We start from the raw sequence: 14296 nt of genomic DNA on the forward strand, positions 1-14296 counted from the left end.
AATGATGAAGAAACTCTTTACGCTCTTGATGACGCTGCTCGCCGTGCAGGCGCTGGCGCAGGACCGGATCTGGCTCGATAACGGCAATCCGGTGCAGGCCAGGCTCAGTCGTGCGATGGACAGCAAGTTGGAATGGATCGCTTCGGACGGCATTCCGCGTGTTTACCATAGAAAACGCTTTCTGATCATATTCGGGTCGGCCGGGCAATTCATGGTGATTTCGGAGCTGAACGAAAGCCCGAACAAGGCACAGACGCAGATCGAGGCATTTTATAAGGCTCCCCCGCGGAATGTAAGTCAGGACATTATCATCAAAAGCGTCCCGCTGACGGTGATCACCGGCAATATCTCTTACGAGAGCGACGAAGTGATCAACTACCTGACGATCGAGGGCAATGCGGCGTCGATCAATAAGGAGGAGGTGGCGACGGTGATTTACCGCAACGGTAGGCATGAAATCTTGCGGGATGTGGTAGATGTGGCCCCCTTGCTCGCCCTGGCACATAAGGATATTGAGAAAAAGGAAAGGGAGATCGTCAGAAAAGAGCAAGATAATACTCAAAATCAGCCGGTTACCAAAAAAGAAGTTCCGCCGCCGCCGAAAGAGCAAACAAAACCCGTACTGACCGACGCCGAATACAAGGAATACAGCGCGAAAGGCATTCGACGGGTGGATGAATTTACGTCCTATCTGCGCATTATCGGAGACAAAACCCAGAAATCAGAAGAAAAGAACAAGGCTGTTCAGCAAGCGCTTAGCTTGTTCGAACCGCAGGCCACAGTGGCCGTCAGCTCGCCCAAAGGAGTGAAAAAATATCCCGTTAAAGAATACCTCAACCGGCTTAAACTTCTGCCCTATTCCAAAATCAACATTACCTGGAACGAGGTCAAATATGTGAGCGAACTGAAACAGGAGGCCGATGGGAATTACTATGGCACTATCGCTGGCCAGCAGGTTTTTGAAGGTTACGCGGCAAATGGAAAGGTTGCCTACGGGGATATTACCCGCAAGAATATCCGCGTAAAACTCGAATCGTATCAGAAAACCATCGACGGCAAGGATACGGTGAACTGGGAAGTTTTATTGGGAAATATAGGGGTTGAAACCAACGAGGGACAATGAAAACCAGGCTATACATCATCCTGCTTCTGTTTCAGGCGGCCTTCCAGGGCGTCACCACTTCGCTGCATGCGCAATGCGGTTACCTGGCGGGCAAGATCACCGATATTTCCGGCGCTACGCCGCTCGTCGCAAGCCTCTCGGCCAAAACCGACCAGGGTAAGCAACGACTCGGCAAGTCCGACAGCCTGGGCGTATTCAATGTGGAAATGCCCTGCCAGATCATCGAGCTGACCATCGAATGCCCCCAGTTTCAAACGCAGCATATTCCGGTGAATATCGACGGCAAAACCGAAGGCACGTTTTTCATCTCATTAGCCATGATGCCTTTGGGCAAACAGACCAGCGACGAGCCCTATGCACAATCGGAACAAAAGCATTTTGAATTAAAGGATTCGCTGAAAGCGGTTTCCATTGTACGGCGGATCGAGGTACGCGATGCGCTGTCCGACCAGCGGCTTCCCGCAGAGATTTGTCTTTATTATACTCAAAAACAGAAAAAAGACTGCTTCGCGCTGACCACCGACCGCCCAAGGGCCGAGATCGTCTTTACGGAAAAGGACATTGTCGCCATCGAAGTCAAATCTGCGGGCTACCAGGCCTACAACGGCAACCTTATCCTCGACAAAACCGATCAGGAGCCACGGACCTACATCATCAAACTTAACCGCCAGCGCACGATCCTTTCGGTGAATATCCTGCAAGCGCAACCGGGAATACTGTGCCGGTTATGGAGCGACGGCCAGTCGGATATTGGGTTGAACCGGGTGAACGACGGCCATTATTTCGCCGAGCTCGTACCGGGCCGGAGCTACAAACTGGGCATAGCGCCCACATCGAGCGCACCGGAACTTGTCACAGCGATGGCATCGGTCAGGGAAGGCATTACCGTAAAAACTTTGCGTGTAGCCGAACGCCCGGCGCCGGCGATTGCCCGGGTTGAAATACCCGTGGCCAGGGGCATTACCGCTTCCGACAAGACCCTCTACTTTCCGAGAAGTGACTATAAACTGCCCATGCAATCGCGGACCTATCTCGATTCGGTAGCTATGTATATCCTAGAAAATAAGCACAAAGGCCTGCGCATTACGGGCCATACCGACAATGTGGGCAACGCTGGCCTTAACCTCACGCTGTCGGAATACCGCGTGCGGGTGATCTCGCGGTACCTCATCGGCAAAGGCGTGCCCGAGGGAGCCATTGCGGCGGTGGGCGTGGGCAGCAAGTTTCCCGTCCGCCCGAACGATAGCGAGGAAAACCGCCGCATGAACCGGCGCGTGGAGGTGCAGATCATTGATTTAGATCCAAAAAGCAACTGATAATATGAAAACGGGAATGAAAAACTTTACCAGTTTCAAATGGCGGATGGCCCTGCTGGCATTGGGCGTCATGGGCGCCGCTTTGCAGGCCGACGCGCAAACGCTCTCACGCAGGGACGCGGACGAAATACGTGTACTGGCGCGCGAGAAGGTCAAAGGGCTCAACGATCTGCTCAATGCGATTGCCAACGAAGACCTCAGCAACTACGAGCGCCGCTACCTGATGATGAATAGCTACATGCCCAGCAATGACCAGATTTTCGTCAACGACGGTGTGATCGTAGAGGACGATGTCGATCCGAAACACAAAATCAGTGCTCCGGGCCTCGATACGCCCATCGAAAAGTACCTCAGCAATTTTGACCTATTCTATACCAAATCTGAAACCAACACCATCGAATTTACGAACCTGGTGGTTTCGGATGTCAAAGTAGACAAATATCCGTTTGTCAAAGTTTTTTATACCCAGCATTTCAAAGGCAAAAGCAATAGGGACAATACGCCCTACACGCCCATTGCCCGTGTCGCCGAACTCCGCGCCGACAAATCCGGCAACGATTGGTTCGTGTTCCTGACGCGCGTCGCATTCAATTCGGCGGACATCGCAAAATCGGTGCCGGTAACCCCCAAACCTTCCGCCACTTATGATTCACTGCAACGCAAAAAAGAACCGGTGGTAAGCCAGGCCTCCGACCGCAAGCCGGTTGCGAAGCCCGAGGACGCGAAGGAGGGCGAACGGGTTTTCAAAGAACTTAACAAACCCGATCAGGCCGCCGCCGCAAATGCACGCAAATGGGGGGCTATCAAGCTAGGTGCCGGGGTAGCAGCCCTCGCATTTGGCGCCGTCACTTACAGCATGCTCAATAAAGATTACAAGGACTACAAAAAGCGGATCGATAATCCGGAAGGCCTCACAAGCTACGCAAAACCGGGCATTTACGTCTCGGTAGGCGCAGCGGCGGTCGGGATCGGCGTATCGCTTACGTCGCTCTTCGATTTCAAACGCGCGAAGCAGCTATCGCAGTGACGCGGGTGCGTCCAACAGATTTGTAACATTCATCAGACGGACGGCTGACCACGGACCGCCGAAAATCTAAAAATTATGCCCCAGCCAGCAGCAAGAATAGGCGATATGCACGTATGCCCGATGGTTACTCCCGGAACGCCTCCGGTGCCCCATGTAGGCGGACCCGTGCTGCCCCCAGGCACCCCCACTGTGCTCATAGGCGGGCAGCCGGCCGCTTGTGTTGGCGATATGTGTGTCTGTACCGGCCCTCCCGACTCGATCGTAATGGGCTCTACGTCCGTGCTGATCGGCGGGAAACCGGCAGCGCGCCTCGGCGACACTACCGCCCACGGCGGAAGTATTGTGGTGGGTTGTCCCACAGTTTTAATCGGTTAGTAACAACAGTATTTACTTAATCCCATACAACTATGTTCAACTACGGAATAGGCGGTAATGAACGCAAGATTGACCAATCCAGTGAAGGGATTGCTGATATTCCTCAAAACCGCACCCTTTTCGCCACACAGCTGACCGGCGACCCCGCGCCCCGGCCGGAGATGGTCTACGACCTGAAAACCATCGAAGAAGTTTTCGCGCATTATCAACCGGAAGCGGAAGTAGAGTTCATCACGTCCGACGGTAGTTTTATCAACGAAAACCTGCGGTTCAGGAATCTCGGAGATTTTGGTAAAAAAGGAATTATAGCCCAAAGCGCATTCCTGCAAGACCTCGACGCACGAAATGAAGCCTACCAGCAGGTAGTCAGGCATTTGAAAGTAAACAAAATCCTAAAAGCCGCCTTGGAAAAACCCGAAGCGAAGGCAGCTTTGCTGGGCGTTTTCCAGACGCTGATTAACGAGTTGGAGGAGGCGGGGTAACACATTCAGTCATTCAATCATTCAGTCATTCAAAATTCGATCATGGCAAACGATACAAAAACATCTGATGAAACTGCACCGGTGCGGGAAGCGCTCAAAGAACGTGTAGCCGTTCCGCTGGAAACAGGCCTGCCGCTTCTCGCCAAATATGGCAGCTACGACCTCGTGGAAACGATTATTGAGGGTGCGGCGAACATTAACCCGGAAAAAAAGGCCAGGAAAAAGATATTTCTCACCGAAGCCGACAAGAAGAAAGAACGCCAGCAACTTAAAAAGCGGCTGGAACTGTGGTCTGAGCTGCTGAGCAGCTCGGAAAACGTACCGGAAATGATAGAAGCCGGCCAGAAACAGGCGGATTCCGCATTTGCATTGCTGAAAGAAAACCTTGGTAAAGCTGTTGAGCAGATCCGACCCCTGGAACAATCGTACCGCTCGGTGGCGATGTTTTTCAAAAATACAGAACAGGACAAGGTCAAAAATGTCACATTCCTGAATGCCGCCGCCGATCAGTTACAAGATCTTGATGTCACCACATTCATCGACGCCGTTGGCGAGGAGCTTGCTTCGAAATACGACCGTCTCGATCTGCGCGAAAACTATTCGATCCTGAATGTGCCGGGTTACCTGGGTTCTGGAAAAGTGGTGGATAAATGGGCGAAACTGGCATACAAGAACAAGACGATGCTCTTAACCGATTTCATGCACCTGGATGCGCCGGAAGATGTCATGGAGCTTTTTGAATCGGCTAACCTGACCGGCGGCGCGGCCCACTTGTCGAACGTAATGATGACCTGCAACTGGCTGGTCGGTCGTGCAAAACACGACGACCTGGGCGAAGAGGACGATTTGTACATTCCGCCTTCGACCGCGTTGGCTGGTAATGTGTATAAAACCCTGATGTCGCAAGTGGCTGCCGGTAAAAAACATGGCACGCTCAGCGAAGTGGACGGCGTGCGTTTCCCGCTCAAAAAGTCGGAAATCGCTGATCTGGAAAAAATGGGGCTGATCCCGATGGTGAATGAGTACAGCAAAGTAATGGCTTTCTCGGCGAAGACACTCTTCAACGGCGACAACGTAGGTTTGCAGACATACTCGGTAGTCCGCGTTTTCGACTACATCACCAAAGTGCTGATCGACTTCCTGAACCGCCGGGCGTTCGAAAACTTCGACTATAATACCAAGAATGACCTGAAAAAGCAGATCATCAAGTTTCTCGACAGCGTTACCGGCCCCGGCAAACTCATCGAGAAGTTCAGCGTGATGCGTTTCGAGCAGGATAAGGACCAAAAGGACAAAGTTTACCTCGACATCCACATGGTACCCTATTTCCCTGCGAAAAACTTCATGATCGCGCTGACCGGACAAAAAGGAGATGACTTGGACGCTGCGGCCTGGGCGGCGGAATATGCGCAACAGTAACCGACCATGCCTTTCAGCACCAACGTAAAAATCGACGGCGACCACGAGTACAGCGTCATGTTTATGCAATTCGAGTTGCATCAGACGGTGGACGACGCGATGTCCATTACCTCGCCGATCCAGTGGGCGCATTTATACATGGAGCTGGAAATGGTGCTCGACGATTTTCTGATTGAATGGGCCAACAAGCCATCGCAGAAATACGATCTCACGGTGGAACAGTTTGGCGAGGTCGGCTCATTTAAAACGCTCAGTTTCAAGGAGGCGGTTTGTATTGAATTTGTGGAAATGTTTGACGACGGGACCGATGACCTCGATAAGGCGCTTGCCAACCGGTTGCAGAATTTTATCACCTGCATTACCGTGACGGCCGGCAACGTGGAAATCAATGAAGCAAAACTCGAAAACTTTTAGCACATGGCCGACCAGGACGCCAGCATCGGGGTCGAAGCGCACCTTACCCTCGATGGGAAGGAATTTACGGTCAGAAAGATCGCATACGGCTGCAACCGCAATGCCGACGAGCGCGGGAGCCCGACGGATTCGCCCAAGGCGCGGCTGATACGCATGACGATCACCCCGACGCAGAACGACGATTTCGCATTGCTCTACGACTGGGCATTCAAAAACGACCGGCAGCTCAGCGGGCAGGTGGAGTTCAAATACGACAACGACTCGCAGGTCCTGCGAAAAATGGAGTTTGAAGAAGCCTATTGTGTGGGTTTCCGGGAATCGTTCCGGGCGAAGCGGTCGACGATCCGCGGACATCAGCTCGCGCATGTGCCAGACACCAAAGGCTATTTGCCTCAGCACCGGGGCAAGGACTATTTCCTACGCGACAGCAGTCTCGCATTGGTTTACGAGCTGGTGATTTTACCTCAGAAAATCAAAATCGGACAGGTTGAAATAAGCAGCTAAATGGCACGACAGGTTAACACGAGCATTGAAATCGAAGGCGGCGTAGAGATTACCCGGCACCTCGGGCTGGTGATCGAGCAGGATTTGTTTGCGCATCACTGGTTTGAGCTACTGGTCCCGTTTGATCAGCTGGAAGACGAGGGCGAGCACTTTTTCAATCGTTCGCACCGTGCGGTAATGGGCAAAAAAATCACTTTTTCTTTCAGCCCCCGCCTCGGTTCCGCTTCATTCGATTTCGTATTTCAAGGCATTGTGACAGAAATCCGCCTGAGAAGCCTGAGCGACATGAGCAGTGCATTTGTGCTGAAAGGATACAGCCCCACTATTGTACTGGAAGATTCCGTGCAGCGGCGGTCGTTCCTGCGTGGCACGGTTCAGGATATTTTCAACACGGTGCTGCAACCCTATCCGCAAAATTTGCTCAGAAAACAGCTTAATCCCGAAAATGGAGGCAGGCAGGTCCCATTTACCCAGTACAATGAAAGTAATTACAAATTCCTCTGCCGCGTTGCCGACCGCTGTTGCGAGTGGTTTTACTACAATGGCCGGGAACTTGTGCTCGGCAATAACAGCTCGGAAGAGGTTGATTTCCTGGTGGATGGTTTGCAAAATTTTGATGTAGCATTAAAACTGCAACCGGCGGCATTCAGCTTTGAAGGATACAATTATACTATTCCCGAGGCATTTACCGGGCAATCGTCGCAGCAGAATGTCGACGGGCTGACGTCCCTCAGCGAGTTTGCATTGGAACAGTCGGATAGTCTTTTTGCCCAAACCTCCCTCCTGCCGTCCCCCGAGATCGTGGGCGGCCAGGGAGAGGTCGACGAGCTTACCAAAATGGAACGGTCGGCAAGGGTTACGTCGATGGTCGATTTCAAGGGCTCGGGCGAAGCGCCTACCATGAGTGTCGGCACTGTGCTCGCGGTGAAAGGACAGCGGTTGAACGAGCGCGGCGAGGAATACGAAGAAAATTTTGGAAAGTACCGGGTCGTGCATATCCGGCATGAGGTCAATACAGCCGGGAGCTATCAGAATACATTCAATGCGGTGCCCGAGTCGGCCCGGCATCCGCCCAATAATCCTAACGTACGCAACCCGCTGGGCGAAACGGAGCAGGCGGAAGTGATCGCCAACGACGACAGCGAAAGCCTCGGGCGCGTACGTGTGAAGTTTTTTTGGAGCCAGGGCAGGCAACAGGACCAGGAGTCGATATGGATGCGGGTAGGGACGATTCACAATTCGACCGGCCGCGGCGTCAACTTCGTTCCGGAAGTCGGGGCGATGGTAATGGTGGGTTATGAAGGCAATCTGGCCGAAAATCCGTTCGTGATGACCTGTCTTTATCCAAAACCGGAAGAGGACATCAACTACACCTCTGATAACAACGACATTAAAGTGATCGCGACGCGTTCGGGCAATATGGTCATCTTCATCGACGAGGATGGCGATGCCAAAATTCAGATCGGTAACCGCGAGAAGGTGGACACATTCCTGGAATTCGCATTCAAAGACGACGGGAAAATCAGCTTGCACGTAGAAAACGGGCTTCTGGAAGTCAAAACCAAAGAAATTACCATCGAGGCGACCGAGGACATTACGGTCAGTGCAGGCGGAAAATTTGATTTGCATGCCGGCGAAATCTCTATCAAGGCCGATCAGAGTATCAAAATAGAAAGCGGCACCGACACCAAAATCAAGGCGGGCACCGAATTGGACACCGAAGGTACCGCCAGTGCTAAAATGAAAGGGGCGCAACTCAGCCTCGAAGGTGACGCACTTGCCGAACTGAAAAGCAGTGGCACCACGGTCGTGCAGGGTTCGCTCATTACACTTAATTAAGTCAATATATCCATAATCAATCCATTCACTTTTAAACACTTACAACTATGCCAGCTTCAAGTTTTGACGCCTATTTCACCTGGGATGGCGGCCCGTCGGGCGACGGGATTGCAGTGATCTCATGCAACTATTCTTTGTCACAATCCATAGACGATAAGGGCCGTGTTTCTTCCAAAGTATACGGAGGAACGGTGTTCATTCAGGTAGATTCATCCAGCGCTTCCGACAGTCAGGGTCTTTGGGAATGGATGATAGACCCGGACGGCAAAAAATCCTCAGCGAAAATTACATTCAAGAATGTAGACGAAGAGCAAACTCAAAAAGAACTGGAACTTACCGATGTCTACTGCGTACAGTATAGCGAAAGTTTCATCGAAACAGGTTCGATGCCGATGACCACCAGCCTGACATTGTCGGCCAGAGAAGTGAAGTTGTTCGGTACTCCGCATACCAACCGCTGGTAAGCCGAGAACTATGCCGTTGGCGGTGTGTGATCGCATACCCCGCCGACGGCCTCTTGCCCAAATTGATTCGTGCCAGTTATACCGTAAATTTCTAACGTCATGGTAATATGTTCGGAATATGAAATTTTGGAGCGCAACCATCTGAATAATAAACAGATTCATAACCAGGGAGTACTGAGCGGCGAGGTGGGCCGATTTTTTGAAACCAAGGACGCAAAAGGGAATTATAAATACGAAACTTGCTGCGTACAAATGAGTTACGCATTTAATAAAACCGGACCCATGATACAAAATGCGGGGATTTTGCCAGGTAATCGCGTCATGACGGACGACCATGGGATGGAATATCTCCTTAGCGTTCCCGATATGAGATTATATCTGACCAGAAGTTATTTCCCGCCTGAAATTTATTCGGGAATGGGAAGTGCCCGGAACCTTGCCCAGAAAATCGGTGGAAGAAAAGGCGTGATCGCTTTCGGAGGGCGTCATATCGATCTTTGGAACGGCCGTAATTTTCAGTCCGGCGGTACGGGGCTCTATCTCGAAAACGTCCTTTGGTTGGATGTCGACACCGACAATGCACCTCGTATCATTTATTTCTGGGAAGTAAAATCTTTCCTTACCGTATTGGAAGAGCTGTATAATTTCTGATCCTTTCCCGGACTAGCCTCTGATGGCCACGATCGTCTCGTTATCAACAATGTGATTGGCCTGAAACGTAAGGTCAGGATCCATGTAAACGCGGCGCTTGTACCAGGGTTGTTTTTTGTAAAACAGCCATCCGTAAGAAGTGCCGTCGGGTCCGAGGTATTCGACCTGGCTGGCGGGGTTGCGGTCGTTGTAGTCGTTCAGGAAGATAAAGAACAGCTCACCGAAAAGCATAGAATGGGGTGCTTTGGCGCGGAAGTTCGTAAATGCGGGTTCATCGGCCTTTTTGGTAAACTCGAACTGGATCACCAGCACGCGGGAGAGATCGAGCAAGTCCATATCCGGCAGCGGCTGACCAACGGGGTAATACCACTTTTTGTAGTCCCTAAGTGGTATTTCAAGGTAATTCTGATAAACTCTCGCGACGAAAACCGGGAATAGAAACCCGACCAGCGCAGTGGCCATCCCTAATCCCTTGGAAAGCTCCTGGACTAGTTTATGGTAAAGAAAAATCACCAGGAGCGCTGTCAGTAATGTAATCAGTAATGTAAAACCGATTGCCCTGGCGGAACGGTTCTCAAAAAGGCTGTCAAACCATTGCGAAAGCAGGTAAACATGCAGAATACCGAATACCAGGAAACAGCCCATGGCCATCGGGTAGGCATCCCGGTAATCGATCACCCAGAAACCCAAGGCTCCTACCAATGTCAGCACGGCTATCAGAACGACTGCATACAATAGTTGAAGACGCTGCGTGACAGTTTTAACAAACGGAAGGTTCATCGGGGAGGTCGGAAGTTGGTGAACAGACAAAAATAAGCCAGACTTTCATTAATACAACCACAAATTATTAAACGCCTGATGGAAGATCAAAACTATGCTCTGCCGCTCTCCCTCGACCGCATCGTGGGCGGCTTGCTGCATCCGAAATGCCCCGACAGAGAGGCGATCCATCAGCATTTGTACCTTTTGATGGTTACCCATTTCGACGAAAACCGTTTCGATAGCCGCTACGGCTGTGCGCTCTGGGAGCATGATTTTTCGGTTTTATCTCAAATTAAATGGAAAGATCTTATCCGCGAATCGCTCGAAGAGGCGGTGGGCGCCTACGAACTACGACTGACAAATGTAAAAATAAGGGTTGAAATGGAGGAATTCGAGGTATTGACCAAAACGAACAACTATGTCCGCAAGCGGGTAGGCATCGAGATCAAAGCGGTGATCCGGCGGACCAACGAGCCATTCGTATTCTTTGAACGCATTTTCATATCTCCCCTATCCCTTGAATGACATGCCTGAAACACGCAACTATACCAAGGAAAACATCTCGCGCAGGCTGATTAAGCGCTGTGCCGAGCTCTGGGGCATCGACGACGCCCAGGCCGATCACTTCGACCCGCTGGTGAGACTGCTGGTGGAGGCATGTTCGGTGGAATTTGAAAAAGTTGGACAGGAAATCGAGCAGACCGAGCTTCGTCTGATGATACGGCTCGCCGAAATCCTTTCCCCCGAAACCCATAACGGCCCGCAACCCGCCACGGCAATCGTGCAGGCGCGCCCGCAGGAACCCACGGGCTGGATCGAACCTGAAAACCAGCTGACGGGCAAGCGCGTGAATGTACGGAAGGGTGAAACGGCCGAAGCGCATTTCGCACCCGCCGGCCGTTACCCGCTGGTGAATGCGACCATTGTACAATATGCAGCGCCACAAGGACTTTTTTCTCTGGAAAAGGGGGCAAAAACATTGGTTTCCAAAACGTTGCCACTACCCGGAGGCGAGCAAAGCATCTGGCTTGGGCTGGAAATTGATCCCGGTATTACGTCGTGGGAAGGTTTCCGCTTCTATTTCAATTGGGCGGGTGATGTGGCAGCCGGCGATCCGGCGGAATATCAGTACCGCGAGTTTTTGAAAGCAACAAGATGGTCGGGAAATGGCAAGCAGCTACCAATGCTGAATGGCTTGCAAGACGGAGCGATTGACGATGCTATCCTTATATATAATGATAGTTTCATGCGTATTAGTAGCGACGATTCCTGGGAAAAGGGGAAATCAAACGCTGAACCTTATCCCGAGGCATTTGAAGGAATGTTCGACACACGCACATTGCAAATGTTGAAAAAGCCTCTGGTATGGATCCAGGTAACCTGGCCGGCCATATTTCCAACGGCAGGATTTGAACAAATGAATGTTGCATTGAACGCATTTCCGGTTCAGAACAAACAACTTAACAAGATCACCTACCGCCTGCAAACCGGCCTTAATGGCATCGCACTACCCACCGGCGATGCCTTTATGGGTATTCAAAATGTTATTAACCAGAAAAATCAGGTCTATACCGCCTCTGAAAAAAACCTCTATACCGACGAAGAGGCCCAGCTCCGCATTTACACGCTCCGCAGGCAGGGCATCGGCCGGTTTGACAAACGTGACGCACGTGCCGTGCTGTACCAGCTCCTGGAACTTTTGCGCGACGAAGTGACCGCTTTCAATGCCATTGGCGAGGACTTCCTCGCGTCCATTCTCCGCGAAGTTGCGCAGAATATGGCTCGGATCGAGCAGAAGCTAGGTGTCAAAAAAGCTAGTGAAACCACAGCACAGCCGTTTTTGGTGATCCGGGGCGATAAGAGCCCCGATGTACTTTTCATTTCCTACTGGAGTACATTGGCCGAACAGGCCAACGGAATTCCTGCGGGTACCCGGCTGCAATCATACGCCGCCTCGGGCGTGAGCGGAGCGGAAATTGTCATGCTCACGCGGTCGTCGGATGGAAAAGCCAGGCCGGACGAAACGGATTATGTGAACCAGCTCAGGAAGAACATCGTCACCCGCAACCGGCTCGTAACGCTGGAAGATGTACGCGCGTTCTGCGCCGCGGAGCTGGGCAATCGGCTGCGGAAGGTGCAGGTAAAGCCGCATTTCATGCCAGGCAAAATGCCCGGGCAGGGCTTTGTACGTTGTTTACAGATCGGCCTCACGCCAGCTTCAAATGCACGCACAAGCGATGAGTGGGCCCGCGAATGCGAAGTGCTGCAACTTAAAGTAACCCGCCTCTCGACCGGCATGTATCCCATCCAGGTCATCACAATCCCCGGCAATACCTAACAACACCCGACTATAACCGAGAACTTCCGACTACAAACCAGCCCCAAATGGAACTCCGTCCCGACCTGAAAGCCGAATTTATCGCAAGCGCCTGGCTCGAAAATGCCATTCCGCCCGGGCAAATCCTTTTCCGGCCGCTGGGCGATTTCAAAAGGCGCAGCCACCACGACATCGAAAACACGCGCGAGCTCGAACTGGGGAACTTCAAAGGGCAGGTAATAGAGTCCAACCGAAGCGGAATTTACGACCATTTACCGGAGCAGCTCTTTCATTTGCCATCGTCGCCCAGTTTGAATACGGTCAAAAAGAAAGTCGATGAAATACGCCTGCAACGCGAGAAGGAGCAGAAATCACGGCTGTTCTTCCTCCCTTTGGAACAGGAGTTTTTTCTCAACCGGGTGAGCCTTGCGCGCCTCGAACAATGCGCCTGGGAGCTTGGCGCGGATTCGGGGTTACTCGAAGAACTAAAAACATTCTGGCAGGCACCCGCATCGCTCGACGAAAGTGTGTTCGTGCAATTGCTCCCCTTTCTTCCTCTCGTTGCCCAGAATCGCGGTAATCTCGACAAAGCCACGGAAGTCATGTCCGCTGTATTGCGGTTACCCGTTGATTTCCAGACCATCTTCGGCTTAAAATACTATTTTGAGTCCAGCGCAAGTATGGGCGATGCCTTGCTCGGTGCTGATACGTCGCTCGGGGGCGAGCTGGACACCTATTTGCCACAAATCAATGTCGGGATAGAAATTCCGAGTCCCGCCGATCTTGACAAATACCTGCACAACAAAAATTTCGACATGTTGGTAAACTGGCTGCTGGGCTGGTTTATCCCGGTGGAATACGATTTCGCTGTTTCACTAAAATTGCCCGCCGGAGTATCCGCTTTCGCCCTCGCTTCCGACGACGGCTTTTCAGTTCCGTTGGGCTACGCCACATTGGCAGCAGGCTAGTATTCCCGTCAGAATTCCTACTGATGCTTTTATTTTATTGATTCTCATTCGCTTACGGAATAGTAACCGAAAAGGTCGTTTTTAACCAAAAGGCAAGTAAAACACAAGTTATTAACAAAATAGTAATATCGGCTACCAGGAAATTTATCTTGCGATTCTAATTTTTTAGAATCAAATTTGCGGTTTCATTGAAATCCCGAATCTGAAAGTGAAGACCGTACGATTGTTTAACCAGGCCATCAGCTTAATGCTAGCCGTCATGTTGCTGACGGTAGCGGGAGCGCGGTCATGGTCGGATCACACGGATCGGGGAGCCTGCCACGGTGCCAAAACAGAGGCCATTACCAAGGATCTTGCTAAAAAGGCCAATGCCCAATCGGACCGGTCGGAACAGCCGGAGGTGAGTGCGCTCAGTCTGAATGCGGTCATAACACCCGCTATTTCTTTCGATTTTTATCAATACCTGCATTTTTTACCACAACCCGTCTGGCATTTCGTTGCCAAGCAACTCGTTGTCCGTACCGCATTCAGCGAACCGGTGTTCCTGGTCTCCTGTTTCGAGCGGGTCTTCGGCAGATTTATCGTCACCAACGCCCCGTAGCGTAACCGCGGGCTAACAGGCCCGTACGTACGCA

16 protein-coding genes are annotated in these 14296 nt (G+C 51.6%); 15 read left to right on the forward strand and 1 reads right to left on the reverse strand.

From position 1 onward, the window contains the following. The first annotated feature begins 1 nt into the window (after position 1). The 11 genes from ACTJJJ_RS27235 (at position 2) to ACTJJJ_RS27285 (ending at position 9614) form a co-directional block, all read left to right on the forward strand. Complete coding sequence (locus tag ACTJJJ_RS27235; protein WP_440703603.1) at positions 2-1123, forward strand: hypothetical protein; 1122 nt, start codon at positions 2-4, stop codon at positions 1121-1123. Continuing rightward, the gene (locus tag ACTJJJ_RS27240) at positions 1120-2439 is read left to right on the forward strand and encodes an OmpA family protein (protein ID WP_440703604.1); all 1320 of its coding nucleotides are present in this window, start codon (positions 1120-1122) and stop codon (positions 2437-2439) included. The genes ACTJJJ_RS27235 and ACTJJJ_RS27240 overlap by 4 nt, the downstream gene beginning before the upstream one ends. Before the next feature lie 16 nt (positions 2440-2455). After that, a complete protein-coding gene (locus ACTJJJ_RS27245; RefSeq protein ID WP_440703605.1) occupies positions 2456-3466 on the forward strand; it encodes a hypothetical protein in 1011 nt (336 codons plus the stop codon). A gap of 75 nt (positions 3467-3541) precedes the next feature. Further along, entirely contained in the window at positions 3542-3841 is a 300-nt protein-coding gene (locus ACTJJJ_RS27250; RefSeq protein WP_188938628.1) for a PAAR domain-containing protein, read from the forward strand. Positions 3842-3873: 32 nt separating this feature from the next. Further along, positions 3874-4323, forward strand: coding sequence for a hypothetical protein (locus ACTJJJ_RS27255; protein WP_188938629.1), 450 nt, complete (start codon positions 3874-3876; stop codon positions 4321-4323). A 42-nt stretch (positions 4324-4365) separates the two neighbouring features. Continuing rightward, on the forward strand, positions 4366-5742 hold the full coding sequence (locus tag ACTJJJ_RS27260; RefSeq protein WP_440703606.1) for a DUF5458 family protein: 1377 nt from the start codon (positions 4366-4368) through the stop codon (positions 5740-5742). 6 nt (positions 5743-5748) lie between these two features. After that, complete coding sequence (tssD, locus tag ACTJJJ_RS27265) at positions 5749-6156, forward strand: type VI secretion system tube protein TssD (protein ID WP_188938631.1); 408 nt, start codon at positions 5749-5751, stop codon at positions 6154-6156. Positions 6157-6159: 3 nt separating this feature from the next. Next, the gene (gene tssD / locus ACTJJJ_RS27270; protein WP_188938632.1) at positions 6160-6660 is read left to right on the forward strand and encodes a type VI secretion system tube protein TssD; all 501 of its coding nucleotides are present in this window, start codon (positions 6160-6162) and stop codon (positions 6658-6660) included. Continuing rightward, positions 6661-8499, forward strand: coding sequence for a type VI secretion system Vgr family protein (locus tag ACTJJJ_RS27275; protein ID WP_440703607.1), 1839 nt, complete (start codon positions 6661-6663; stop codon positions 8497-8499). A gap of 47 nt (positions 8500-8546) precedes the next feature. Continuing rightward, positions 8547-8963 carry a type VI secretion system tube protein TssD gene (tssD, locus tag ACTJJJ_RS27280; RefSeq protein WP_188938634.1) on the forward strand — a complete coding sequence of 139 codons (417 nt, stop codon included), beginning with the start codon at positions 8547-8549 and terminating at the stop codon, positions 8961-8963. Positions 8964-9062: 99 nt separating this feature from the next. Beyond that, positions 9063-9614, forward strand: coding sequence for a T6SS effector amidase Tae4 family protein (locus ACTJJJ_RS27285; RefSeq protein ID WP_440703608.1), 552 nt, complete (start codon positions 9063-9065; stop codon positions 9612-9614). A gap of 12 nt (positions 9615-9626) precedes the next feature. On the opposite strand, the gene ACTJJJ_RS27290 is transcribed toward ACTJJJ_RS27285, so the two are convergent. After that, positions 9627-10394, reverse strand: a complete 768-nt coding sequence (locus ACTJJJ_RS27290) for a TssN family type VI secretion system protein (protein ID WP_188938636.1) — start codon at positions 10392-10394, stop codon at positions 9627-9629. Positions 10395-10472: 78 nt separating this feature from the next. Between ACTJJJ_RS27290 and ACTJJJ_RS27295 the strand changes: the two genes are divergently transcribed. The 4 genes from ACTJJJ_RS27295 to ACTJJJ_RS27310 all read left to right on the forward strand — a co-directional run bounded on the left by ACTJJJ_RS27295 (position 10473) and on the right by ACTJJJ_RS27310 (position 14262). Next, entirely contained in the window at positions 10473-10901 is a 429-nt protein-coding gene (locus ACTJJJ_RS27295; RefSeq protein ID WP_188938637.1) for a GPW/gp25 family protein, read from the forward strand. 1 nt (position 10902) lies between these two features. Continuing rightward, the gene (locus ACTJJJ_RS27300) at positions 10903-12714 is read left to right on the forward strand and encodes a type VI secretion system baseplate subunit TssF (RefSeq protein WP_440703609.1); all 1812 of its coding nucleotides are present in this window, start codon (positions 10903-10905) and stop codon (positions 12712-12714) included. 47 nt (positions 12715-12761) lie between these two features. Then, complete coding sequence (locus ACTJJJ_RS27305) at positions 12762-13661, forward strand: hypothetical protein (RefSeq protein ID WP_440703610.1); 900 nt, start codon at positions 12762-12764, stop codon at positions 13659-13661. Between the two features lie 247 nt (positions 13662-13908). Further along, a complete protein-coding gene (locus tag ACTJJJ_RS27310; RefSeq protein WP_188938827.1) occupies positions 13909-14262 on the forward strand; it encodes a hypothetical protein in 354 nt (117 codons plus the stop codon). Positions 14263-14296 lie beyond the last annotated feature (34 nt).

Origin of the sequence: Dyadobacter sp. 22481 (genome assembly GCF_052044875.1) — a bacterium.
Taxonomy (GTDB): Bacteria; Bacteroidota; Bacteroidia; order Cytophagales; family Spirosomataceae; genus Dyadobacter; species Dyadobacter endophyticus.

Excerpts from the sequence above, each read along its gene's own strand:
- ACTJJJ_RS27240 (WP_440703604.1), top strand. The coding sequence starts at position 1,120 with ATGAAAACCAGGCTATACATCATCCTGCTTCTGTTTCAGGCGGCCTTC.
- ACTJJJ_RS27295 (WP_188938637.1), top strand. The coding sequence starts at position 10,473 with ATGGAAGATCAAAACTATGCTCTGCCGCTCTCCCTCGACCGCATCGTG.
- ACTJJJ_RS27260 (WP_440703606.1), top strand. The coding sequence starts at position 4,366 with ATGGCAAACGATACAAAAACATCTGATGAAACTGCACCGGTGCGGGAA.
- tssD (WP_188938632.1), top strand. The coding sequence starts at position 6,160 with ATGGCCGACCAGGACGCCAGCATCGGGGTCGAAGCGCACCTTACCCTC.
- tssD (WP_188938631.1), top strand. The coding sequence starts at position 5,749 with ATGCCTTTCAGCACCAACGTAAAAATCGACGGCGACCACGAGTACAGC.
- ACTJJJ_RS27310 (WP_188938827.1), top strand. The coding sequence starts at position 13,909 with ATGCTAGCCGTCATGTTGCTGACGGTAGCGGGAGCGCGGTCATGGTCG.
- ACTJJJ_RS27245 (WP_440703605.1), top strand. The coding sequence starts at position 2,456 with ATGAAAAACTTTACCAGTTTCAAATGGCGGATGGCCCTGCTGGCATTG.
- ACTJJJ_RS27300 (WP_440703609.1), top strand. The coding sequence starts at position 10,903 with ATGCCTGAAACACGCAACTATACCAAGGAAAACATCTCGCGCAGGCTG.
- ACTJJJ_RS27275 (WP_440703607.1), top strand. The coding sequence starts at position 6,661 with ATGGCACGACAGGTTAACACGAGCATTGAAATCGAAGGCGGCGTAGAG.
- ACTJJJ_RS27290 (WP_188938636.1), bottom strand. The coding sequence starts at position 10,394 with ATGAACCTTCCGTTTGTTAAAACTGTCACGCAGCGTCTTCAACTATTG.
- ACTJJJ_RS27250 (WP_188938628.1), top strand. The coding sequence starts at position 3,542 with ATGCCCCAGCCAGCAGCAAGAATAGGCGATATGCACGTATGCCCGATG.
- ACTJJJ_RS27255 (WP_188938629.1), top strand. The coding sequence starts at position 3,874 with ATGTTCAACTACGGAATAGGCGGTAATGAACGCAAGATTGACCAATCC.
- ACTJJJ_RS27235 (WP_440703603.1), top strand. The coding sequence starts at position 2 with ATGATGAAGAAACTCTTTACGCTCTTGATGACGCTGCTCGCCGTGCAG.
- ACTJJJ_RS27305 (WP_440703610.1), top strand. The coding sequence starts at position 12,762 with ATGGAACTCCGTCCCGACCTGAAAGCCGAATTTATCGCAAGCGCCTGG.
- ACTJJJ_RS27285 (WP_440703608.1), top strand. The coding sequence starts at position 9,063 with ATGGTAATATGTTCGGAATATGAAATTTTGGAGCGCAACCATCTGAAT.
- tssD (WP_188938634.1), top strand. The coding sequence starts at position 8,547 with ATGCCAGCTTCAAGTTTTGACGCCTATTTCACCTGGGATGGCGGCCCG.